Here is a 22956-nt window from a genome sequence, read left to right as displayed (position 1 = left end):
GGTACCTGGTGGAAGCTGCGCATAGCCTAGCGTGAAGCCGGAAGGGGAACGTTGCGGCGGCGGACGGATCGGCCTACCTTCGCCGCGGGGAGGTCACCGCCGGGGGGCGGTGTGCCGGCCTGGCCGGCCAGCCTTCCACGGCGCTCATGGCGCCCGCCGAATCGGCGCCAGTGTCTTCGAGAGGGGGAGCACACGATGGATTTCAGCCGCAGGTACCTGGTCTGGGCCCTTTGCTACGCCGCCATCGGCATGAGCCTGGGCATCTACATGGCCGCCTCGCACAACCACGGCCAGCTGGTGACGCACGCGCACGTGCTGCTGGTCGGCTTCGTGGTGTCGCTGGTGTACGCGATCATCCACCGGCTGTGGCTGGAGGCGCCCCGCCGCGGCCTCGCCACCGTGCAGTTCGTACTGCACCAGGCGGCAGCGATCACGCTGTTCGTGGGCCTGTTCCTGCTCTACGGCGGCCAGGCGCCGGAGACGACGCTCGCCCCCGTGCTCGGCATCGGCTCGATCGGCGTGCTGCTCGCGCTGCTGCTGATGCTGTACATGGTGCTGCGGCCCGGTACGGCGACCGACGTGCAACCGGAGAAGGCCGCTGCCTGAGGATCAGCCTCGCCGCAGCGCGCGGTGCGCGATGTCGCGTCGGCAGAACGCGCCGTTGAAGTGGATCTTGGCGACCGCCTCGTAGGCGTGCTCGCGCGCGGCGGCGAGATTTTCACCCAGTGCGCAGACGGTGAGCACGCGGCCGCCGGCGGTGGTCACGCGGCCCTGCGCGTCGAACCGGGTGCCGGCATGGAACACTTTCACGGTGGGGTCGAAGCTGCCGTCCAGGCCGCCGATCGGGTCGCCGTTGCGCACGCGGCCCGGATAGCCCTCGGCCGCCACCACCACGCCGATCGCGGGCCGGCTGTCCCAGTGCGCGCGGGTGTGGTGCAACTCGCCGTCCAGGGCCGCCTCGATCAGGTCGACCAGGTCGGACTTCAGGCGCAGCATGATCGGCTGCGTCTCGGGGTCGCCGAAGCGCACGTTGAACTCGATCACCTTGGGCGCGCCGCTCTTGCCGATCATCAGCCCGGCATAGAGGAAGCCGATGAACGGGGCACCCTCGGCCGCCATGCCGTGCAGGGTCGGTTCGATCACTTCCTTCAGGATCCTCTGCTCGACCTCCGGCGTGACCACCGGCGCGGGCGAATAGGCGCCCATGCCGCCCGTGTTGGGACCGAGGTCGCCTTCGTCGCGGCGCTTGTGGTCCTGGCTGGAGGCCATCGGCAGCGCGTGGCTGCCGTCGCTCATGACGATGTAGCTGGCTTCCTCGCCCTCCAGGTACTCCTCGATCACCACCCGCGCCGAGGCGTCGCCGAACGCGTGGCCGCCGAGCATGTCGCGCAGCGCCTGCTCGGCGTCGGCCAGGGTCAGCGCGACCACCACGCCCTTGCCGGCGGCCAGGCCGTCGGCCTTGATCACGATCGGCGCGCCGTGCTCGCGCACGTAGGCCAGCGCGGCGTTGAGCTCGGTGAACACGGCGTAGCGCGCGGTGGGGATGTTGTGGCGGAACAGGAAATCCTTGGCGAACGCCTTGGATCCTTCCAGCTGCGCCGCCAGCGCGCGTGGCCCGAAGATGCGCAGGCCGGCGGCGCGGAAACGGTCGACCACGCCGGCGACCAGCGGCACCTCGGGCCCGACCACGGTCAGCTGGACCTTCTCCGCCCTGGCCAGGGCGAGCAGGCCGTCGAGGTCGTTCATCGCCACCTCGGCGTTGCGCAGGCCGCGCTCGCGTGCGGTGCCGGCGTTGCCCGGCGCCACGATCACCTCGCTGACGCGCGGCGACTGCTTGAGCTTCCACGCCAGCGCGTGCTCGCGCCCGCCGCTGCCGATGACCAGGACCTTCATGCCGACTCCAGGAATGGTGTGCGCCCTTGCGGGCAGGCGCGCATTGTAGCGGCCCATGCACACGGGCAGGTGCCCGGAGCGGACCTGCCTGCGACGCCGCAGCGCGCGTGGCGCTGCCGGGGCGGCGCGAGCGGGTCCGCGCCTTCCGGGCAGGATCAGTGGGTGTGGCGGGCGAGCAGCTCGAGCAGCGCGGCGCGCGGCAGCTTGCCGGTCTCGTTGCGCGGCAGCGCGTCGACCTTGAGCAGCGGGCGTGGCAGGAACACCGGATCGACCGCCCTGCGCAGCGCATCGAGGATGGCGTGCTCGTCCAGCGCCGGCGCCACCGCCAGCGCCGCGATGCGATGCACGCCGAGGGTGTCGGCGTCGTCGAGCTGGAACACCACGCCGTCCTGCACGCCGGGAACCGACAGCAGGCGCCGGGTGAGGTCGCCCAGCGAGGCGCGCTTGCCGGCGATCTCCAGCATGTCGGCCTGGCGCCCGCGCAGGCGGAAACGGCGGCCGTCGGCGGACAGGCTGACGATGTCGGCCAGCAGCCGCGGCGCGTCCAGCTGCGGCGCGTCGACCTGGGTGCCGTCCGGTTGCGGATGCAGGCGCACGCCCGGATAGAGCGACCATTCCTCTTCCGTGGTCGTGCGCCGGCTGGCGAACACGCAGGTCTCGGTCGAGCCGAACACTTCCAGCAGCGGCGCGCCGAAGCGCCGTTCGGCGTCGCGCGCCAGTTCCGGCGGCATCGGTGCGGTGGCCGAGACCATCGCCGCCAGCGGCGGCAGCGCGATGCCCGACTCGAGCAGCGCGCGCAGGTGCACCGGCGTGGTCACCAGCACGCGGGGCTCGGGTACCTCGGCCAGCGTCGCGGCCACGTCGGCCGGGAAGAACGGGCGCCCGGCGTGGACCCCGACGCCGCCCAGCAGCGGCAGCAGCACGCTCATCTCGATGCCGTACATGTGCTGCGGGGGCACCGTGGCCACCACGTCGAAGCGCTCCCCGACCGCCGCGCGCAGCATCGCCAGGTTGCCCGCGTTGCTGGCATGGAAGCTGCGCCAGGTCTTGGGGTTGGCGCTCGGCGTGCCGGTCGAGCCGGAGGTGTAGCCGATCGCCACCAGCCGGTCCGCCGGGATCTGCGGCCACGCGACCACCGCTTCGTCCGGCGCATCGTCCAGCGGCGGCAGGCGGAGGTAACCGTGCGGTGCCGGCTCGATCACCTGTTCGCCCAGCGCGTAGCAGCCCGGATGCGCCGCCATCACCTCGTCGACCGCCTGCGTGGCACGCGACGACGGCAGCAGGTTGGTCTGGCCACGCAGCACGATGGCGCAGAAGGCGACCAGGAAGGCATATCGGTCTTCGCACAGGTTCACCGCGGCGCAGGCGGCCGGCAGCATGGCCGCCACGTAGCGCACCTGGGCCAGGAAGCGCGCCACGCTCACCGGCCGGCCGTTGCGCCAGGCCAGGACCCGCCCTGGCGTGGCCGCCTGCAGCAGCGGCAACAGGCGTGACGGCGCCTCGCGCTCGAAGGTGTCGTAGACGGTGGCCACGCGGCTCGTTCTCCCAGTTCGCCAATTGCCAGACGCAGGCAGCATGGCGACCGGCCTTCGCAAGCCGGCGTGAAGCGGTGCTGCCGTCCCGCCACGGGCCCGGCCCGCGACGCTCCCCTGGACGTCAGGAACGGATGATAGCGCCGCTCAGGGCGTCGCGGATCACGGTAGGCCGGGTCTGCCCGCCCAGTGGCGCCTCCAGCACGCCGTCGAGCGCGTCGCCGAAATAGTCCAGCACGGTCTGCGCGCTGCGTGCCGGCGGCTGCCCGTGCGGGTTGGCGCTGGTCGAGACCAGCGCGCCGCCGAAGGTGCGGCACAGCGCGGCGGCAGGTTCGTGCGCGGTGACCCTGAGGGCGATGCCGGCATGCGCCCCGGCGACCCAGTCGGGCACGGCGCCGGTGCGCGGGAACACCCAGGTGTACGGGCCGGGCCAGCTGGCCCGCACCTGGGCCAGTACCGCGTCGGGCACCCTGGCCAGGTCGATGTATCGCTCGACCTGGCCGAAGTCCGCGGCGATCAGCAACACGCCCTGCGTGGGCGGGCGCTGCTTCAGCGCGAACAGGCGCGCGAAGGCGTCGCGGTCGTGCGGATCGCAGCCGAGGCCGTAGACCGCCTCGGTGGGATAGGCCAGCACGCCGCCGCCGCGCAGCAGTTCGGCGGCGGCCTGGCACCCGGTCTCGGTGAAGCGCGCGGTCATGCTCAGGCGCCTGCCTGGTGCGTGCCGGCCTTCTTCACTGCCGTCTTGCGGGCGGTGCTCTTCTTCGCCGCGGCCCCGCCGGTCGCGCCCTTCTTGGCCGCGCTCTTCTTGGTCGCCGCCTGCTTGGCCGCGGCCTTCTTCGGTGCCGCCTTCTTCGCGGCCGGCGCCTTCTTCGCCGGCGCCTGCTTGGCCGCGGTCTTGCGGGCGAAGCGGCCCTTCTTGGCCGGCGCGGCGGCGAGCAGCTCCAGGCACTGCGCCTCGGTCAGGTCCTTGGGCTCCACGTCCTTGGGGATGCGCGCGTTCTTTTCGCCGTCGGTGATGTAGGGGCCGTAGCGGCCGTTCAGCACCTGCACACCGTTGCCGAAGTCTGCGATCACGCGGTTGGCGAGCATCTCCAGCTTCTCGCGCAGGATCTCGAGCGCGCGCGGCAGCTCGATCGTGTACGGGTCGTCCTCCGGCTTGAGCGAGGCGTAGGTGCTGCCCTGCTTGACGAACGGGCCGAAGCGGCCGACGCCGACGCTGACCTCCTCGCCGTTCTCGGCCACGCCGAGCCTGCGCGGCAGCTTGAACAGCTCCAGCGCTTCCTCCAGCGTGATCGTGTGCATGCTCTGACCGGGCCGCAGGCTGGCGAACTGCAGCTTCTCGTCGGTGTCCTTGTCGCCGATCTGCGCGTACGGCCCGTAGCGCCCCAGGCGCACCGAGACCGGCTTGCCGCTCTTGGGGTCGATGCCCAGCTCGCGCGCGCCGGTGGCCTCGCTGCGGTCGACCGACTCGGTCTTCTGCTCGACCTGGCTCTTGAACGGCTTCCAGAACCGCTCCATCAGCGGCACCCAGGCCTCCTCGCCGCGGCTGACCGCGTCGAGCTCGTCCTCCAGCCTGGCGGTGAACTCGTAGTCGACGTACTGGTTGAAGTGCTGGGCGAGGAACCTGCCCACTGCACGACCCACGTCGGTCGGCTTGAAACGGCGGTTCTCCAGGTACACGTACTCGCGGTTCTGCAGCACCTGGATGATGCTGGCGTAGGTGGACGGGCGGCCGATGCCGTATTCCTCCAGCGCCTTGACCAGGCTGGCCTCCGAGTAGCGCGGCGGCGGCTCGGTGAAGTGCTGCTCGGCCAGGATGTCGGCCAACGCCACCTGCTCGCCCTTGGTGAGGCGCGGCAGGCGCCGGCCCTCCTCGTCGTCCTCGGCGCTCTTCTGGTCGCGGCCTTCCTCGTACACGGCGAGGAAGCCGGGATCGACCACGGTGGTGCCGGTGGCGCGGAACGCGGCCGGACCACCGGCGGCGTGCGGCAGCTCGAAGTCCACCGACACCGTGTTGAGCGTGGCGTGGATCATCTGGCAGGCGACCGTGCGCTTCCAGATCAGCTCGTACAGCTTGCGCTGCTCCTCGGTGAGGAAGGCGGCGACCTGGCGCGGCGTGCGCATCGCCGAGGTCGGGCGGATCGCCTCGTGTGCCTCCTGCGCGTTCTTGGACTTGGTGCGGTAGACCTGCGGACCGTCCGGCAGCGCGCCGCGGCCGAAGTCGCGCCCGATCAGCGCGCGCAGCTCGTCCACCGCCTCGTCGGAGAGCGCAGTCGAATCGGTACGCATGTAGGTGATCAGGCCGACGTTGCCCTCGCTGCCGAGGCTGACGCCCTCGTACAGCCCCTGCGCAATCTTCATCGTGCGGCTGGTGCCGAAGCCGAGCTTGCGCGCGGCCTCCTGCTGCAGCGTGGAGGTGGTGAACGGCGGTGCGGGGCGGCGCTTGCGCTCCTTCGAGGTCACCTCGCTGACTGTCAGGCGGCCGTGCGCGGCGTCCTTCAGCGCGCCGCGCGCGGCCATCGCGTCGCGCTCGTTGGTGAGGTCGAACTGCTCGAACTTCTTGCCGTTGAGCTTGGTCAGGCGGGCACCGAAGTCGCCCTCGGCGTGCTTGAGCCGGGCTTCGACCGTCCAGTATTCGCGGGCGACGAAGGCCTCGATCTCCTCCTCGCGCTCGACGATCATGCGCAGCGCCGGGCTCTGCACGCGACCGGCCGAGAGACCGCGCTGCACCTTGCGCCACAGCACCGGCGAGAGGTTGAAGCCGACCAGGTAATCCAGCGCGCGGCGCGCCTGCTGGGCGTCGACCAGGTCGTGCGAGAGCTGGCGCGGCTGCGCCACCGCGGCCTTGATCGCCTTGGGCGTGATCTCCGAGAACACCACGCGGTGCATGCGCTTGCCTTCGGTGAGGCCGCGCTCCTTGAGAATCTCGCTGATGTGCCAGGAGATCGCCTCGCCCTCGCGGTCCAAGTCGGTGGCGAGGTAGATGTCGTCGGCCTGCTTGGCCGCCTTGGCGATCGCGTCGACGTGTTTCTCGTTGCGCTCGATCACCTCGTACTTCATGGCGAAGCCGTGGTCGGGATCGACCGCGCCCTCCTTGGGCTTGAGGTCGCGCACGTGGCCGTAGGAGGCCAGGACCTGGAAGTCCTTGCCGAGATACTTGTTGATCGTCTTCGCCTTGGCAGGCGACTCGACGATGAGGAGGTTCTTGGCCATGTGGCGGGGGTTCCGGAAGCGTTCCGTGCCGCCGGCTGGCGGACACACTCTTTATTAGTTGAGCCATGCGCTCGCCGGGACTGTCAAGCCGGGTCGCGTGAAACCGTGCCCTGGCGCGGCTTTCGAGGGCCGGGTCAGGCCAGGCGCTGGTAGCGGTTGCCGGGCAGGCCCTCGACCCGGCCCTCCAGCTCCAGCACCAGCAGCATCGAGGCGAGCGCGGCCGGGGCCAGGCCGGTGCGCGCCACCAGTTCGTCCAGCGTGGCCGGATCGTGCCCCAGCGCCTCGTGCAGGCGGCGGTGTTCGGGGTCCTGCGGCGCCTGTGCCGCCGGGCCGCCTCGCGCTCCCGCCCCGTCGAGCCGCGCCGCCAGCTCGAGCCCGAGTGCCCGCGCTGCCGGCGCCAGCGCCTCGACGATCTCGTCCGGCTCCTCCACCAGTCGCGCGCCGTCCCGGATCAGCCGGTGGCAGCCGCGCGCGAGCGGGTTGTGCACCGAGCCGGGCAGGGCGAACACCTCGCGCCCCTGCTCGCCGGCCAGCCGCGCGGTGATCAGCGAGCCGGATTTCAGCCCCGCCTCGATCACCAGCGTGCCCAGCGAGAGTCCCGCGATGAGGCGGTTGCGCCGCGGGAAATGGTCCGCGCGCGCCGGGGTCCCCGGCGGGAACTCGCTCACCAGCGCACCGCGCGCACCGATCCGCCGCGCCAGCGCGGCGTGCTTGCGCGGATAGACGCGATCGGGCCCGGTGCCGACCACGGCGACCGTCGCGGCGCCGGCTTCCAGCGCCGCCAGGTGGGCTGCGCCGTCGATGCCGTCCGCCATGCCGCTGGTGACCAGGAACCCGGCCTGCCCCAGCGCCGCGGCGAACCGGCGCGCCTGCGCCAGGCCACCGGCAGTGGCGCCGCGGGCGCCGACCACGGCCACCTGCGGATGCAGCAGCAGGCCGGCCTCGCCGGCCACGAACAGGGCGGCGGGCGGCTGCGCGATGTGCTCCAGCAGGGGCGGGAAGTCCGCCTCCGTGCAGCGCAGCAGGCGGTGCCCGGGCAGGGCGAGCCAGGCGTGGTCGGCCTCCAGGCGCGCCGCATCCGGCCGGGCCAGCCAGGCGCGCGCGGCCGTGCCCGCGCCCGGGGCGCACCGCAGCTCCTCCAGCACCGCCCGGATATCGCCCGCCCGGGCGGCCAGCCGTTCGCGCAACTGCGCGGGGCCGAGCCCGGGCGTACGCAGCAGCACCAGCCAGGCGCGCAGATCGTCCTCGTCGTCCATCCGGCCAGTGTAGGGAGTGCGCAACGAAAAACGGCGCGGCCGGGGCCGCGCCGTCCTGTCGGCGAATGCCGCTGCCGCCTACTCGGGCATCGCCAGGCGGTCGCCGCGGTGCACCGGCCGCAGGCCGTCCATCACCAGGCCGTAGCTGACCCGGTCGAAGGTACGGAAGACCATCACGTGGCCCACGAACTCCTCCGGCAGGGTGACGCGCTCGCCGGTGCCGCGTCGCCAGCTGCTGCTGGCGACGTCGTCGTGGATGGTTTCGCCCGGCTGGAACAGGGCGTAGGTCTGGCCGTTCTCGACGCCGTCCTTCGCGCCGATGGACAGCGCCACCACCTGGCGCCGACCCGCGGCGTCCATGGCGTCGGCGAAGGCGATCACGCGGGCGTTGGCCGGCACCGACTGCGGCGCATGCGGGTAGTAGTACGGGTCGTAGGCGGGGCCGTCCAGTGGCAGCACGCGGTCGCCGCTGCGGATCTCCTGGGCGGCGTCCAGCAGCAGCAGGGTCGAGGGATCGCCCGTGCGCAGCGTCTCGGCGGTGCCGATCACGCTCACCTCGACGCCCAGATCCTCGCCCTTGCCGTAATGGCCGTCGTCGCGGAAGTCCTCCGACCAGGGCGAGTTCACCATCGCCGCGTCGCTGTCCAGCAGATGGGCGACGATGCCGTTGTCCGCATCGCCGGCATCGTCCTGCTCAAAGCCGCGGAACACGTGGGTCGGCCGCACGATCGCCCAGCGCTGGCCGGGCTCGCCCTTGAGGCCGCGTACGTACAGGTTCTGGCCGACCGCGCCGCGCAGGCGCGCCTCCTCGAAACCGACTACGTAGGGCGCCGAGCTGACCGCATTGGAATCCATCACGCGCATGTCCTTCAGGAACAGGCGCAACTGGTCCAGGGGAATCGCCGGCACCGCCTCGGCTTCGCGGTGCACGCTCGGCTCGAGCTTGAGCCGCGGCCCGTTGATGAACGACAGGTTGAGCACGTCGCCGGGATAGATCAGATGCGGATTGCGCACCTGCGGGTTGGCCTGCCAGATTTCCGGCCACAGCCACGGCTTGGAGAGGAATTTCGCGGAGATGTCCCACAGCGTGTCGCCGCGGCGCACGGTGTAGCTGTCGGGGTGGTCGGCGCGCAGCTGGGCGCCGGCGGCGTAGACGGCCACGGTAACCAGCATGCCGGCCAGCAGTCCGATGGACTTCTTGATCATGTGCGGGATTCCCCTACCCCCGATGCTCGGGCGAGTGTAACCGAACCGTGAAGGCCCGCAACCGGGTGCAGTTGGCAAAATTGCCTGCTCCACGGGCGCTTGCCGACGTACAATTAAGGCCCATTCTAGTTTGCGCCCGGGCTTCGGTTTCACCGATCCGCCCGCATTTTCGGCGCACGAGGTGATCCCATGTCCGTGCTGTCCATTCTCGAATTCCCCGACCCGCGCCTGCGCACCAAGGCGGCCCCGGTCACCGTGTTCGACGCCGAGCTGAAGCAGTTCGTCGCCGACATGTTCGAAACCATGTACGCCGCCAACGGCGTGGGCCTGGCGGCGACCCAGGTGAACGTGCACAAGCGGGTGCTGGTGGCCGACATGAGCGAGGAGCGCAACCAGCCGCTGGCGCTGATCAACGCGGAAATCGTGGGCAGGGAAGGCACCCAGGTGTACCAGGAAGGCTGCCTGTCCTTCCCGGGCATCTATGCCGACGTCACCCGTGCGCTCAAGGTCACCGTGAAGGCGCAGGACGTGGAGGGCAAGGAGATCACCGTCGAGGCCGAGGGCCCGCTGGCGGTGTGCATCCAGCACGAGCTGGACCACCTGGCCGGCAAGGTGTTCGTCGACTACCTCTCGCCGCTCAAGCGCAACCTGCTGCTCAAGCGCATGGAGAAGCAGCGCAAGCAGGCGGCGAGCGCTTGATCCGCCTCGTCTTCGCCGGCACGCCGGAGTTCGCCGTTCCCTGCCTTGAAGCCTGCCGCCTCGATGGTGTCGAGCTGGCGGCCGTCTACACCCAGCCCGACCGCCCCGCCGGCCGGGGGCGCAAGCTCGCCCCCAGCCCGGTGAAGCAGGCGGCGCTCGCGGCCGGGCTGCCGGTCGAACAGCCCGAATCGCTGAAGTCCGCCGAAGCGCAGGCCCGTCTGGCCACCTACGCACCCGACCTGATGGTGGTGGTCGCCTACGGACTGATCCTGCCGCGCAAGGTGCTGGCGGTCCCGCGGCTGGGCTGCTGGAACGTGCATGCCAGCCTGCTGCCGCGCTGGCGCGGCGCGGCGCCGATTCAGCGCGCGATCCTCGCCGGCGATGTCGAGACCGGGGTCGCTCTGATGCGCATGGAGGCCGGTCTGGACACCGGCCCGGTACTGCTGGAGAAGCGCACCGCGATCGGCCCGCACGATACCGGCGGCAGCCTGCACGACCGCCTGGCCGTGCTGGGCGCCGAGGTGATCGCCGAAGGCCTGCGCCGCACGCTGGCAGGCGAGGCGCTGGCCGCCACGCCGCAGCCGGCCGAGGGCGTCACCTACGCGCACAAGCTGGACAAGGCCGAGGCGCGGCTCGACTTCACCCGGCCGGCGACCGAGCTCGAACGGGCGGTGCGTGCGTTCGACCCCTGGCCGGTGGCCGAGGGTGCGATCGCCGGCGAGATGGTGCGCATCTGGGCCGCACGGGCGCTCGATCGCTGGCACGACGCGGCACCCGGCACGGTGCTCGGCGCCAGCCGCGACGGCATCGAGCTGGCCTGCGGCGAGGGCGTGCTGCGCGTCACCGCCCTGCAGCGGCCGGGCGGCAAGCGCATCAGCGCCGCCGATTACCTGAACGCCCGCCCCGAGCTGCGCGGAGCCCGCGCGTGACCGGCGCCCCGCTCCCTGTTCCCTGCGGGGAGCACGCACCGTGGCGGTGACCGACACCCGCGCGCTGGCCGCGACCGCCCTGGCCGAGATCGCGCTGCGCGGCGCCTCGCTGCGCGACGCCATGGAGCGTCACGCGCCGCGCCTGCCGGACCCGCGCGACCGCGCGCTGCTGATGGCGCTGCTCAGCGAGGGCGCGCGCTGGTGGCTTCGGTTCGACCCGGTGCTCGACCGCCTGCTGGCGCAGCCGCTGCGGCGCAAGGATCCGGCCGTGCACGCGCTGCTGGTGCTGGGCCTGGTGCAGCTGGAGATCCTCCAACTGCAGGATTACGCCGCCGTCGCCGCCACCGTGGACGCCACCCGCGCGCTCAAGCGCCCGCGCCTGGCCGGACTGGTCAATGCCGTGCTGCGCCGCTGGCAACGCGAGCGTGCAACGCTGCTCGCCACACTGGATGCCGCGCCGCCGACCCGCCACGCGCACCCGGTGTGGCTGGCCGAGGCGATCGCGCGCGACTGGCCCGCGCAGGCCGAGGCCGTGCTCGCCGCGGACAACCACGAACCACCGCTGATGCTGCGCGTGAACCGTCGCCGCGGCAGCCGCGAGGCACTGCTCGAGCGCCTGCATCTGGACGGCCAGACGGCCGAGCCGCATCCCTGGCTCGCCGACGCCGTGGTGCTGCCGCACAGCGGCGAGGTGACCCGCCTGCCCGGCTTCGCCGAGGGTCTGTTCGCGGTCCAGGACGGCGCCGCGCAGGTGGCCGCCGATCTGCTCGGGGCGTCGCCGGGCCAGCGCGTGCTCGACGCCTGCGCGGCACCGGGCGGCAAGGCCTGCCACCTGCTCGAGCGCGCCGACGTGACGTTGACCGCGCTGGACTCGGACGCCTCGCGCCTGCGCCGGATCGGCCAGAACCTCGACCGCCTGGGCCTGTGCGCGGACCTGCGCGTCGGCGACGCCGCCACGCCGCAGGCCTGGTGGGACGGCGCGCCCTACGACCGCATCCTGGTCGACGCGCCCTGCTCGGCCACCGGGGTGCTGCGCCGCCGGCCGGACGTACGCCTGCACCGGCGCGAAAGCGACATCCCCGCCCTCGCCGCGTTGCAGCGTGGCATCCTGCAGTCGCTCTGGCCGCTGCTCAAGCCGGGCGGCCGGCTGCTCTACGCCACCTGCTCGCTGCTGCGCGCGGAGAACGAGGCCACGGTCGGTCACCTGCTGGGCGCGGTGGACGATGCGCAGGTAGTGCCGTTCGCGTTGCCGGCCGGCCAGGCGGCCGCGGTGGGCTGGCAGATCCTGCCAGGCGAGGGCGAGCTGGACGGCATGTACTATGCCGTGCTGGAAAAACGGCAACGGCTCAGCACCCGGTAAGCCCCGCCCGGTTACAACGCCTCGCTGTCGCTGCACGGATCGCCCATGTCCCCTGTCCATGCCCATCCCCACGACCGCCGCCGCTTCTGGCTGCTGATGCTGATCGCCCTGGTGATCGTCGGCGCCGGCATCGGCCTGCGCGATCCGTGGCCGTCGGACGAGCCGCGCTTCGCGCTCGCCGCCAAGCAGATGGTGGAGGGCGGCGACTGGATGTTCCCCCACCGCGGCAGCGAACTGTATGCCGACAAGCCGCCCGTGCTGATGTGGGCGGAGGCGGCCAGCTTCGAACTGGTGCGCAACTGGCGCATCGCCTTCCTGCTGCCCTCGCTGCTGGCTGCCCTGGGCACGCTGGCACTGGTCTACGACCTGGGCCGCCGGCTGTGGAGCCGTGAGGCGGGCCTGTACGGCGCGGCGGCGCTGCTGCTGGCGTTCCAGTTCGTCTACCAGACCAAGCGCGCGCAGATCGATCCGCTGGTGATGTTCCTGATCACCGCCGGCAACTGGGGCCTGCTCAGGCACCTGCTGCTCGGGCCGCACTGGCGCGCGTACTGGTTGGGCTGCTTCTGCGCCGGCCTCGGCGTGATCACCAAGGGCGTCGGGTTCCTGCCGCTCCTGCTGCTGCTGCCGTATGCGTTCGCTCGACGCCGCGGCTGGGAAGGTGCCACCACCATGGGCACGGGCAATGCACTGCGTTGGTGGTTGGGCCCGCTGGCGGTACTGGCCGCGATCGCGCTGTGGCTGGTGCCGATGCTGCTGGCGGCCCGCGCGCACGCGGACGACCCGGCCTACGCGGCCTATGTGCGGGACATCCTGTTCCACCAGACCGCCGACCGTTACGCCCGGTCCTGGGGCCACATCCATTCCCCGTTCTACTACGTGCCGATCGTGCTGTTCAGCTGGCTGCCGCTGTCGCTGGCCTACCCGGGCACCCTGCCGCGCTGGTGGCGCGCGCTGAAGGCGAAGGACGCGCGCGTGCTGCTGCCGCTGGCCTGGGTCGGGCTGGTGCTGCTGTTCTTCTCGATTCCCTCCGGCAAGCGCGACGTCTACATCCTGCCGGCGCTGCCGATGGTCGCGCTGGCCAGCGCGCCGTTCCTGCCGGAGCTGCTGCAAACGCGCTGGCTGCGCACCGCGGGGCTGGCCTTCATCGGCTTGTTCGGCACCTTGCTGTTCGTGGTCGGCGCCTACGCGCTGCTGGCCCATCCACCGTTCGCCGCGCACTGGGCCGAGCAGCGTGGTTTCGACGGCGGCGCGCGTGCGCTGTTCGGCTGGCTGGCCGCGATCGGCGCCGCGCAGCTCGCGCTCGCCGCGTGGTTGCGGCTGCCGCGTGCGGCCTGGGCGGTGGGCGGCGGCATGGTGGCGCTGTGGCTGGGCTGGAGCTTCGGCATCGCGCCGCTGCTCAACGATTCCAGCTCCGCCGCCGGCCTGATGGCCCGCGCCCGCGCGCAGCTCGGTCCGGGCGACCGCATCGGCCTGGTCGCCTGGAAGGAACAGAACCTGCTGATGCTCGACCGTCCCGCCACCGATTTCGGTTTCACCCGTCCCTGGACCGAGCAGTTCGCCGCCGCCGTCGCGTGGCAGGCGCAGGACCCGGCGCACCGCTGGCTGTTCGCGCAGGAGCCGGCGATGGGCAACTGCGTGCGCCGCGAGCGGGCGCTCGACCTCGGCCATGCCAACCGGCGCGAATGGTGGATGTTCAAGGCCGACGCGGTGATCCCGGGCTGCACGCCCGATCCGGCCGCCGAGGCGACCGATGCGGAGGTGGGCGAATGAACGCGCGCAGTCCCGGTGCGGCGATGACGGTGGTGCCGCGCGCCCGCGCAAGGCTGCGCGACGGGTACGCCTGGCTGCTGTCGGGCCTGGTCGCGCTGGCGCCCCTGTCGTTCTCCGTCGAACCGGACATCAAGGTCCTGCCGGTGGCGCTGTTGTTCCTTTCCGGGCTGGTGCTGCTGTGGCGCGCGCCGGTGCGTGGCGGTTACCGGGCGGCCGCACCGGTGCTGCTGGCGGCGGCGGCGCTGGTTGCCCTGGAGGTCGCCAACGTGCTGTGGCATCGGCTGGGCTGGCGGCCGCTGGACCACGCGGCGCACGTGCTGCTGTACCTGGTGGTGGCAGCCGTGTTCGGCCGGCGGCTGCGCATGGGCCTGGTCTGGGCGGGCTTCAGCCTGACCGCGGTGGGGCTGGGCACGGTCTGCCTGGTGCAGCACTACGTGCTCGGCGTGGAGCGCGCGCACGGTCTCAATGGCGGCGGCTCGGCGGCGATCGAATGCGCCACCCTGCTGCTCGGGCTCGCCCTGCTCGCACTGGTGCAACTGCTGCGTCTGCGGCCCAGCGAATGGCGCTGGTGGCTGCACGGCGCGGGCATGGTGTTCGGCATGTACGGCGCGCTGCTGACGCAGAGCCGCGGCCCGCTGCTCGCGTTCGTGCCGGCGTTCCTGCTGGTCCTGCTGACGCACGTGCGGCACAGCGGCCGCTGGCGCTGGAGCCTCGCCCTGGCGGCCGCGGTGTGCGTGGGCGGCGCCATCGCCACCGCCAGCCTGCACGGCGCCATGCTCGGCCGGTTCACCGAGATCCAGCAGGAGGTGAACGGTTTCGACCAGGGCGACCCGGACGGGTCGGTCGGCGAACGCCTGGAGATGTGGCGCACCGCCTGGCGCGCCTTCGCCACCCATCCGCTCGCCGGGATCGGCATCGACCAGTACCAGGCGTACGTGCAGGCGGAGATCGCCGCCGGCCGCACCGACCCGGCCATCGCCCCCTACAACCAGCCGCACAACGAGTACCTGCGCGCGCTCGCCACCGGCGGCCTGCCGTTGCTGTTCGCGTTGCTGGCGGTGTTCGCAGCGCCGTTGCTGTGGTTCGGGCGGGCGCTGTCGCATCCGGACGACGCGGTCGCCGCGACCGCGGCGGCCGGCCTGGCGATCACCGTGCTCTACCTGCTCTGCGCGCTCGGCGAGAGCGTGTTCTACCGCGTGATGTCGCAGTCGCTGTTCTTCTTCCTGGTGCTCGGCCTGGCCGTGCGCCTGGGCCACCTGCTGCGGCTCAGGGCCGGTAGCCGCGCTCCAGCAGCCACAGCTTGAGGAACTTGCGCCGCACGTACTCCACGCGCACCAGCGCGTAGAGCAGGCCGCGCCAGCCGTCCAGGAAGCCGCCACGCAGCAGGTAGCCGCGCACGAAGCGCCACCAGGGACTGAGCAGGATCCGCCCGAGCGTGGCGCGCTTGCCGCGCGCGTGCAAGTGCTCGGCCATCATCTGCGCGTAGCGCTCCTGCTTGGCCAGCTGCTCGGACAGCGAGCGGTAGGGATGGTGCTCCAGGTTGCCGGCGAGCGTGCGCACCGGGCCGTCCACGCTGACCGCCTCGTGGATCTCGCGCTCGCCGCGCCAGCCGCCGCGGCGGCGGTCGAACAGGCGCAGCACGCGATCGGGATAGGCGTTGCCGTGGCGCAGGAAGGCGCCGAAGTACTCCGACAGCCGGGCGAAGCGGTAACCGGCGGCCGTGGCGAAACCGCCCGCGCGCGCGGCCTCGATGCTGGCGCGCAGGGTGGCGTCGACCCGCTCGTCGGCGTCCAGGCACAGCACCCAGTCGTGCGTCGCCTGCGCCACCGCGAACGCCTTCTGGCTGCGGAAGCCGTCGAACGGCCGCTGCAGCACGCGCGCGCCGCGCGCCTCGGCGCGCGCGCAGGTGTCGTCGGTCGAGCCGGAATCGACCACCACCACCTCGTCGCAGAACGCGAGCGAGGCGAGGCAGTCGTCGATGCGGTCGGCCTCGTTGAGGGTGATGATGCAGGCGGAGATCGGTATGCGGGTCATCCGGAAACCGGCAGGCGGACGGTGGCGGCATAATGCCAGCTTGTGCCCGCGGGATCGTGCTTTCGATGGATTCGTGCCTGCTGTTCGCCACCGAGCTCTACGCGCTGCCGATCCTGCGCCCGCTGGCGGCGGCCGCGCAGCGGGCCGGCCAGCGCGTGGGCTGGGTGGTGCCCGAGGCGGTCGCCGGCTACCTGCGCGCGGACGAGCCGCGGCTGCGCTCGGCGCGGGCGGTGCGCGCGGCGGCGCCGCAGGCGGTGTTCTCCGCCGCCAACTGGGTGCCGCCCGGCTTTCCCGGCGCCAAGGTGCAGGTGTTCCACGGCTTCAACGCGGAGAAGCGCGAGCCCGATCGCGGCCACTTCCGCCTGCGCGGCTTCTTCGACCTGTACTGCACGCAGGGCCCGGCGACGACCGAACCGTTCCGCGCGCTGGCGCGCGAGCACCGCTACTTCGCCGTGACCGAGACCGGCTGGCCCAAGCTCGACCCGCTGTTCGCGCCGCCGCCCGATGCGCCCTCGCTGCGCCCGGCCGACGGACGCCCGGTGGTGATGTACGCGGCCACCTTCACCGAGTCGCTGAGTTCCGCACGGGCGATGTTCGACACCCTGCGCGCGCTCACCGCGCGCGGCGACCGCCACTGGCTGCTGACCCTGCATCCCAAGTGCGATCCGCAGCTGATCGCGCGCTACAGGTCGCTGGAAGGGCCGTTCGCGCGCTTCCTCGAGTCGGACCGCCTGCTCGACATGCTGCGCGCGGCCGACGTGCTGGTCTGCGATACCTCTTCGGTGATCGACGAGTTCGCGGTGCAGGAAAAGCCGGTGGTCACCCTGCGCAACCGGCGGCCCAAGCCGTTCATGCTGGACGTGCAGGCGCCCGGCGAGGTGGATGCGGCAATCGACGCCGCACTGGCCCGGCCGCCCGCGATCCTGGCGGCGCTGGCGACGCACGCGGCGGCGATCCATCCCTACCGCGACGGCCGCTCCAGCGAGCGCGTGCTGGCCGCCACCGCGACCCTGCTGGCCGGCGGCTACGGTTCGCTGGCGCGCAAGCCGCTCAATCTGTGGCGCCGCTGGCAGGCCGCGCAGGACGTGCGCGCGCTGTTGCCCGGTTGACCGGAGCGCTGCGGGGAGAGACGCGGCGAACAGGCTAAACTTCCGGCCGTTTCTCCAGGAAGACCACCCGTGCCGCCCAGCAGCTACAGCCGTTCCGAACACCTGCGCGCCCTCTGGCCCTGGCTGCCCCTGTGGACGGCCGCCGCGCTGCTGGCGATCTTCTCGCACGGCCCGATGCCGCTGTACTCGACCCGCACCCTGGCGGTGGCCTGGGAGATGTGGCAGCACGGCCACTGGCTGGTGCCGTACAACAACGGCGCGCCGTACAGCGAGAAGGCGCCGCTGCTGTTCTGGCTGATCCACGCCGGCTGGTTCGTGTTCGGCGTCAGCGACGTGTGGCCGCGCGTGCTGGAGGTGATCTTCGGCGGCACCCAGCTGGTGCTGCTGGCGGCGCTGGCGCGCCGGCTGTTCCCGGACCGGCCGTGGGTATCGCGCGCGGCGCCGTGGATGCTGCTCGCGCTGGGCTACGCCTTCCTGTTCGGCCTGCAGGTCATGTACGACGTGCTGCTCGCGGTGTGGACACTGGCCGCGCTGCTGTGCCTGACGCGCACGCCCGCGCGCGAAGAGCCGCGCTGGTGGCTGTTCGGCCTGTGCCTGGGTTTCGGGCTGCTGACCAAGGGCCCGGTGATGGCCCTGCACGTGGTGTTCCCGTGGCTGCTCGGCCCGCTGTGGAACGCGTGGGCGGCGCGCCACCGCACGCGCTGGTACGGCCTGGGGCTGCTCGCCTTCCTGCTCGGCTTCGCCATGCTGCTGGCCTGGGCGCTGCCGGCCGGCTTCAGCGGCGGCGAGGCCTACCGGCAGCGGCTGTTCTTCACCCAGACCGCCGGCCGCGTGGTCAACGCCTTCGACCACGCCCGTCCGGTGTGGTGGTACGTGCTGGCGTTGCCGGTGCTGCTGTTCCCCTTCAGCGGCTGGCCGCGCGCGTGGGCCGCCCTGGTCCTGCTGCGCCGCCCGCTCGATGCCGGCGTACGCTTCGCGCTGTGCTGGGTGCTGCCGGTGTTCGTCACCTTCTCGCTGATCAGCGGCAAGCAGTTGTACTACCCGTTGCCCGAGTTCGCCGGTGCGGTGCTGCTGCTGGCCGGCGCCGTCGCCTTGTTGCGCGAGCGGCGACCCGCGCTGGCGTACAACGGCTGGCTCGGTACCTGGCCGCTGGCGGTGGGCGGCATCGCCTTCGCCGTGTTCCTGTTCCTGCTGCCGTGGCTGGTCCAGACCCGGCACCTGCACGGCGAGTGGTTCGACAACACCGCGCCCTACAGCCGCTTCTTCAGCGTGGTGTTCCTGCTGCTGGGCGCGCTGCTGCTGCTGCGTGGCCGCGGCGAGATGCGGCGGCTGGCCTTCGCCGGCCTGCTCGGCACGCTGGCGGTGAACACGCTGTTCACCCTGACCCTGTGGCCACGCTACGACCTGACCCCGACGACGCGGCTGCTCGGCGCGGCCGATGCGCAAGGCCGCGCGATCGGCTTCACCGGCGTGTACGAGGGCCAGTTCCATTTCGCCGGCCGGCTCGAGCACCCGATTACCGAACTGTACGGAGACGCCGCAGTGGAGGCGTTCGCCCGCGCCCACCCGAACGGCCTGATCGTCACCCATCCCGATCACCTGGACGCCGACGCGCTGCGCTACCCGCTTCTGGTGCAGCCGTTCCGTTCCTCCTGGGTGGTAGTGTGGCCGGCCACCACGCTGGCGGACCTGCGAGCGGGGCACCGCCCGGCCGAGCCGGCGCAACCCACGCGGATCTATCCCAACCCCGACGGCCGCTACCGGCAGCTGCCGTGAACGGTGCGCTGATCGAGCGCCTGCGCGCCCAGTGCGGCGGCCCGCGCGACGGTGCGCTGCTGCGCTTCTCGCTGGGCAATGCGCTGCTGGGAGAAGGGCTGGCCGCGGAGGCAGCGGACGAGCTGCGTCACGCGCTGGCCTTCGATCCGGACTATTCCGCCGCCTGGAAGCTGCTCGGCAAGGCCTGCCTGGCGGACGGCGACCCAGCGGGTGCGGCGGAAGCCTGGCGCCAGGGTATCGCGGCGGCCGGCCGGCGCGGCGACAAGCAGGCCGAGAAGGAGATGGCCGTCTTCCTGCGCCGCCTGAGCGAACCCCACCGGTAGAGCGGGCTTGCTTCCGACATCTCCGACATCTCCGGCGCCGGCGGAGCGGCAGAGCCAAGGCATCGCGAGCAAGCTCGCTCTACGGTCGTGTCGCGCGGACGTAGGGGTTGGGCAGGCCGTGCCCGGACCAGCGCCGATAATGCCACTGATACTGCGTGAAGGCCCGCTCCACGCACGCCTCCACGCCGCGGTTCAGCGCGGCGCAGGCGCGCTGCGGGTCGGCGTCATCCAGGCCGGCGGGCGCCGGCAGCAGGTGCACCCGGAATCCCGCCCCGTGCGGCAGGCGCTCGGCGAAGGCGAACAGCACGGTGGCGCCGGTGCGTGCGGCCAGGCGCGGCAGCAGCACCATGGTCAGCGCGTCGCGGCCGTAGAACGGCGCGAACTCGCCCTCGCCCGCGCGCGGCTTCTGGTCCGGCAGGATGCCGACCGTGCCGCCGGCGGCCAGCCGCTTGTACAGCGTGCGCACGCCGGCCCCCTCGGCCCGGACCTGCTCCGGCGCCAGCGCGCCGCGCACCTTGCGCAACAGCTGCTCGACCCCGGCGATGCGCGGCGGCCGGTAGAGGATGGCCATAGGCGTGCGGCTGCACAGCCAGTAATTGAGCAGTTCCCAGCAGCCCAGGTGCGGGGCCGCGATGATCACGCCCTTGCCCGCCGCCAGCGCGGCGTCGAATAGCTCGCCCCCGCGCACCTCGCGCACCAGTCCCAGCGCCCGTTCGGCGCCCGCGCCCCACACCTTGACGATCTCGGTGAGCGACTTGCCGCCCTCGGCCATCACCTCGCGCAGCAGCGCGGCGCGGGCGGCCGGATCCAGCCCCGGCCGGGCGATGGTCAGGTTGACCGCGGTGTCGTGCCGGGTGCGCCCGTGCCACCACAGCGTCAGCCGGCCGAGCGCCGCGCCCACGCCGTGCAGCAGGCGCAGCGGCAGCAGGCCGAACAGGCGCAGCAGGAGGTAGATCAGGTAGATGTCCGGGCGCATGCGGCTCCTGGTTGCGCGGGCTCGTGCGGTCAAGGGATTGCCTGGCCTGCCGTTAGCTGCAGACCATCCCCTATTCTTGCAGGGACGCCACCGCCCCCGCGATCCGAACGATGATCAGCCTGATCCAGCGCGTGCTTTCCGCCAGCGTCGACGTCGACGGCCAGACCGTGGGCGCGATCGGCCCCGGCCTGCTCGCGCTGGTCGCGGTGCAGCCCGACGACGGCGAGGCGCAGGCCAGGCGCATGCTGGAACGCCTGCTCGGCTACCGCGTGTTCGCCGACGAGGCCGGACGCATGAACCGCTCGCTCGCGGATACCGGCGGCGGCCTGCTGCTGGTCAGCCAGTTCACCCTGGCCGCCGACACCCGTTCGGGCATGCGCCCGAGCTTCACCCGCGCCGCGCCGCCCGAACACGGCCGCCGCTGGTTCGAGCGGCTGGTCGAGCTGGCGCGGGCCACGCACCGGGGAGGGGTGGAAACCGGGCGCTTCGGCGCCCATATGGAGGTTCGACTCATCAACGACGGCCCGGTCACCTTCTGGCTGGAAGTGCCCTGACCCGGCCCCATGTGTCGATAATGCGGACGTGCGACGAGCCCATGCAAACGCCTTGTCTGGCGCGATTTTTGCGTGCGGGCCGCGCGAAATTTTTCTCTCTGGAACTGGTCAAAAAAGCGCCACATCGCTATACTGACCGGTTCCTGCATCTGCGGCGGTAGGTATGAACAACAAAGCTCCCGAGCAACAGTCCGAAATCAAGGCGCTCATCTCCAAGGGCCTGGAACAGGGCTACCTGACCTACGCCGAGATCAACGACCACTTGCCCGACGACATCGTCGATCCGGAGCAGATCGAAGACATCATGGCGGTGCTCAAGGGCGTCGGCATCGAGGTGCACGACGCCGCGCCGGATGCCGACCCGCTGGCCGACAACGCCCCCGGCGGCGCCACCGACGACGAGGCCGCCGCCGAGGAAGCGGTCGCGCTGCTGTCGGCGGTCGATTCCGAGGTCGGCCGCACCACCGACCCGGTGCGCATGTACATGCGCGAGATGGGTACGGTGGAACTGCTCACCCGCGAGGGCGAGATCGCCATCGCCAAGCGCATCGAGGAAGGCCTGGCCCAGGTGCAGACCGCGCTGGCCAGCTTCCCGCTGACCATCGAGTTGCTGCTGGAGGAGTACGACCAGCACCTGGACGGCAAGCGCCGCCTGTCCGAGATCCTGGCCGGCTTCGCCGACCTGGAGCAGGCCGCCGACGCCGCCTTGGCCGAGGCCGAGGAGGCCGCCGCCAACGGCGAGGTGGTCGAAGAGGATGCGGACGAGGACGAGGACGAGGAGGCCACCGCGGACGACGAGGACGCCGGCCCGAGCGGTCCCGATCCGGAAGAGGTCAAGCGCCGCATGGAGCTGCTGCGCGACTACTACACCAAGTTCCAGAAGGCCGCGGCCAAGGCCACCGGCATCACCGACAAGAAGATCGTCAAGCTGCGCGAGCAGATGGCCGAGGAGTTCCTCAAGCTGAAGCTGCCCTCGGCGCTGATCGACAGCTTCGTGCGCAAGCTGCGCGAGGTGGTGGGGGACATCCGCCACCACGAGCGCGTGCTGATGGACATCTTCGTCAAGCAGGTGAAGATGCCCAAGGCGGAGTTCCTCAAGGCCTTCCCGAGCAACGAGGGCAACCTCGAGTGGACCGCCGAGCTCGCGCGCAAGCGGCAGAAGTGGTCGCCGAACATCAAGACCTACCGCGAGGCGATCGATGCCGAGCAGGAGAAGCTCGCCGCCATCGAGCGCAAGCTGTTCCTGCCGTTGACCGACATCAAGGAGATCAACCGCGCCATGTCGATCGGCGAGGCCAAGGCCCGCCGCGCCAAGAAGGAGATGGTCGAGGCGAACCTGCGCCTGGTGATCTCGATCGCCAAGAAGTACACCAACCGCGGCCTGCAGTTCCTGGACCTGATCCAGGAGGGCAACATCGGCCTGATGAAGGCGGTGGACAAGTTCGAGTACCGCCGCGGCTACAAGTTCTCGACCTACGCCACCTGGTGGATCCGCCAGGCGATCACCCGCTCGATCGCCGACCAGGCGCGCACCATCCGCATCCCGGTGCACATGATCGAGACGATCAACAAGCTGAACCGCATCTCCCGCCAGATGCTCCAGCAGTTCGGCCGCGAGCCGACGCCGGAGGAGCTGGCCAAGGAGATGGAGATGCCCGAGGACAAGATCCGCAAGGTGCTCAAGATCGCCAAGGAACCGATCTCGATGGAGACCCCGATCGGCGACGACGAGGACTCGCATCTGGGCGACTTCATCGAGGACACCAACGCCTCCTCGCCGATCGAGTCGGCGACCGAGACGGGCCTGATGGAGACCGTGCGCGACGTGCTCGCCGGCCTCACGCCGCGGGAAGCGAAGGTGCTGCGCATGCGCTTCGGCATCGACATGAACACCGACCACACCCTCGAGGAAGTCGGCAAGCAGTTCGACGTCACCCGCGAGCGCATCCGCCAGATCGAGGCCAAGGCGCTGCGCAAGCTGCGCCACCCGAGCCGCTCGGAACAGCTGCGCTCGTTCCTCGACCTGGACTGAGCGCCCCGCGAGGCCCCGCTGCGGCGGGGCCTTTTTCATGCGCGCCGCAAGCGCCGGAAGGCCGCGGGCAAAGGCGATCCGACGCCACCGCGCTCGACGCACCCCGCCACGGCCGATACCATCTTCCGCTCGCCACACACCGCGGAAGCGCCGCCGCTCCGGGCCTATAGCTCAATGGTTAGAGCAGGGGACTCATAATCCCTTGGTTCCAGGTTCGAGTCCTGGTGGGCCCACCATCGCGCTGGGAAGGGGATGAAGAAGACGACAGTCCTCCGATCTTTGGAAGAACCCGCG

The 22956-nt window shown here is 71.6% G+C and carries 19 protein-coding genes and 1 tRNA gene; 12 read left to right on the top strand and 8 right to left on the bottom strand.

Translation table 11 applies throughout. From position 1 onward, the window contains the following. Positions 1 to 195: 195 nt before the first annotated feature. Positions 196 to 606 (top strand): TonB-dependent receptor, encoded by a 411-nt coding sequence (locus tag WAT24_RS01155; RefSeq protein WP_336805971.1) that lies wholly within the window; start codon positions 196 to 198, stop codon positions 604 to 606. 3 nt (positions 607 to 609) lie between these two features. On the opposite strand, the gene purD is transcribed toward WAT24_RS01155, so the two are convergent. The 6 genes from purD to WAT24_RS01125 form a co-directional block, all read right to left on the bottom strand. After that, positions 610 to 1893 carry a phosphoribosylamine--glycine ligase gene (gene purD, locus WAT24_RS01150; protein WP_336805970.1) on the bottom strand — a complete coding sequence of 428 codons (1284 nt, stop codon included), beginning with the start codon at positions 1891 to 1893 and terminating at the stop codon, positions 610 to 612. Between the two features lie 155 nt (positions 1894 to 2048). After that, the gene (locus WAT24_RS01145; RefSeq protein WP_336805969.1) at positions 2049 to 3425 is read right to left on the bottom strand and encodes an AMP-binding protein; all 1377 of its coding nucleotides are present in this window, start codon (positions 3423 to 3425) and stop codon (positions 2049 to 2051) included. Between the two features lie 124 nt (positions 3426 to 3549). Continuing rightward, the gene (gene tsaC / locus WAT24_RS01140) at positions 3550 to 4122 is read right to left on the bottom strand and encodes an L-threonylcarbamoyladenylate synthase type 1 TsaC (RefSeq protein ID WP_336805968.1); all 573 of its coding nucleotides are present in this window, start codon (positions 4120 to 4122) and stop codon (positions 3550 to 3552) included. Between the two features lie 2 nt (positions 4123 to 4124). Then, on the bottom strand, positions 4125 to 6638 hold the full coding sequence (locus WAT24_RS01135; protein WP_336805967.1) for a DNA topoisomerase I: 2514 nt from the start codon (positions 6636 to 6638) through the stop codon (positions 4125 to 4127). A 134-nt stretch (positions 6639 to 6772) separates the two neighbouring features. Then, positions 6773 to 7894, bottom strand: a complete 1122-nt coding sequence (dprA, locus tag WAT24_RS01130; protein WP_336805966.1) for a DNA-processing protein DprA — start codon at positions 7892 to 7894, stop codon at positions 6773 to 6775. Positions 7895 to 7972: 78 nt separating this feature from the next. Continuing rightward, positions 7973 to 9100, bottom strand: coding sequence for a LysM peptidoglycan-binding domain-containing protein (locus tag WAT24_RS01125; RefSeq protein ID WP_336805965.1), 1128 nt, complete (start codon positions 9098 to 9100; stop codon positions 7973 to 7975). A 189-nt stretch (positions 9101 to 9289) separates the two neighbouring features. Between WAT24_RS01125 and def the strand changes: the two genes are divergently transcribed. From def to WAT24_RS01100, 5 genes are read left to right on the top strand one after another with little or no spacing between them, the layout of a single operon-like run. After that, on the top strand, positions 9290 to 9799 hold the full coding sequence (def, locus tag WAT24_RS01120) for a peptide deformylase (RefSeq protein ID WP_336805964.1): 510 nt from the start codon (positions 9290 to 9292) through the stop codon (positions 9797 to 9799). Then, positions 9799 to 10728, top strand: a complete 930-nt coding sequence (gene fmt / locus WAT24_RS01115) for a methionyl-tRNA formyltransferase (protein WP_336806365.1) — start codon at positions 9799 to 9801, stop codon at positions 10726 to 10728. The genes def and fmt overlap by 1 nt, the downstream gene beginning before the upstream one ends. A gap of 46 nt (positions 10729 to 10774) precedes the next feature. Further along, positions 10775 to 12088 (top strand): 16S rRNA (cytosine(967)-C(5))-methyltransferase RsmB, encoded by a 1314-nt coding sequence (gene rsmB / locus WAT24_RS01110; RefSeq protein WP_336806364.1) that lies wholly within the window; start codon positions 10775 to 10777, stop codon positions 12086 to 12088. Positions 12089 to 12133: 45 nt separating this feature from the next. Then, positions 12134 to 13858: a glycosyltransferase family 39 protein gene (locus tag WAT24_RS01105; protein ID WP_336805963.1), complete on the top strand. Its 1725-nt coding sequence runs from the start codon at positions 12134 to 12136 to the stop codon at positions 13856 to 13858. Beyond that, positions 13855 to 15162 (top strand): O-antigen ligase family protein, encoded by a 1308-nt coding sequence (locus tag WAT24_RS01100; RefSeq protein WP_336805962.1) that lies wholly within the window; start codon positions 13855 to 13857, stop codon positions 15160 to 15162. The genes WAT24_RS01105 and WAT24_RS01100 overlap by 4 nt, the downstream gene beginning before the upstream one ends. Here WAT24_RS01100 and WAT24_RS01095 read toward each other — a convergent pair. Further along, positions 15125 to 15892: a glycosyltransferase family 2 protein gene (locus WAT24_RS01095; RefSeq protein ID WP_336805961.1), complete on the bottom strand. Its 768-nt coding sequence runs from the start codon at positions 15890 to 15892 to the stop codon at positions 15125 to 15127. The two genes, WAT24_RS01100 and WAT24_RS01095, sit on opposite strands and share 38 nt — an antisense overlap. Positions 15893 to 15957: 65 nt before the next feature. Between WAT24_RS01095 and WAT24_RS01090 the strand changes: the two genes are divergently transcribed. From WAT24_RS01090 to WAT24_RS01080, 3 genes are all read left to right on the top strand, one after another. Next, positions 15958 to 17001, top strand: a complete 1044-nt coding sequence (locus WAT24_RS01090) for a CDP-glycerol glycerophosphotransferase family protein (RefSeq protein WP_336805960.1) — start codon at positions 15958 to 15960, stop codon at positions 16999 to 17001. Between the two features lie 69 nt (positions 17002 to 17070). Beyond that, positions 17071 to 18777, top strand: coding sequence for an ArnT family glycosyltransferase (locus WAT24_RS01085; RefSeq protein WP_336805959.1), 1707 nt, complete (start codon positions 17071 to 17073; stop codon positions 18775 to 18777). Beyond that, positions 18774 to 19100 (top strand): hypothetical protein, encoded by a 327-nt coding sequence (locus WAT24_RS01080; protein ID WP_336805958.1) that lies wholly within the window; start codon positions 18774 to 18776, stop codon positions 19098 to 19100. The genes WAT24_RS01085 and WAT24_RS01080 overlap by 4 nt, the downstream gene beginning before the upstream one ends. A 79-nt stretch (positions 19101 to 19179) precedes the next feature. Here WAT24_RS01080 and WAT24_RS01075 read toward each other — a convergent pair whose 3' ends face one another. Then, positions 19180 to 20076, bottom strand: coding sequence for an LpxL/LpxP family acyltransferase (locus WAT24_RS01075; protein WP_336805957.1), 897 nt, complete (start codon positions 20074 to 20076; stop codon positions 19180 to 19182). A gap of 110 nt (positions 20077 to 20186) precedes the next feature. On the opposite strand from WAT24_RS01075, the gene dtd reads away from it, so the two are divergent. The 3 genes from dtd to WAT24_RS01060 all read left to right on the top strand — a co-directional run bounded on the left by dtd (position 20187) and on the right by WAT24_RS01060 (position 22898). Further along, positions 20187 to 20630, top strand: coding sequence for a D-aminoacyl-tRNA deacylase (gene dtd, locus WAT24_RS01070; protein ID WP_336805956.1), 444 nt, complete (start codon positions 20187 to 20189; stop codon positions 20628 to 20630). Positions 20631 to 20793: 163 nt separating this feature from the next. Next, entirely contained in the window at positions 20794 to 22662 is a 1869-nt protein-coding gene (rpoD, locus tag WAT24_RS01065; protein WP_336805955.1) for an RNA polymerase sigma factor RpoD, read from the top strand. Positions 22663 to 22822: 160 nt separating this feature from the next. Further along, positions 22823 to 22898 (top strand) — tRNA-Ile (locus WAT24_RS01060). Positions 22899 to 22956 lie beyond the last annotated feature (58 nt).

The sequence above is a fragment of the Fulvimonas yonginensis genome, assembly GCF_037137055.1.
Classification (GTDB): Bacteria; Pseudomonadota; Gammaproteobacteria; order Xanthomonadales; family Rhodanobacteraceae; genus Frateuria_A; species Frateuria_A yonginensis.
This window is presented reverse-complemented; position numbering and strand designations above follow the sequence as displayed.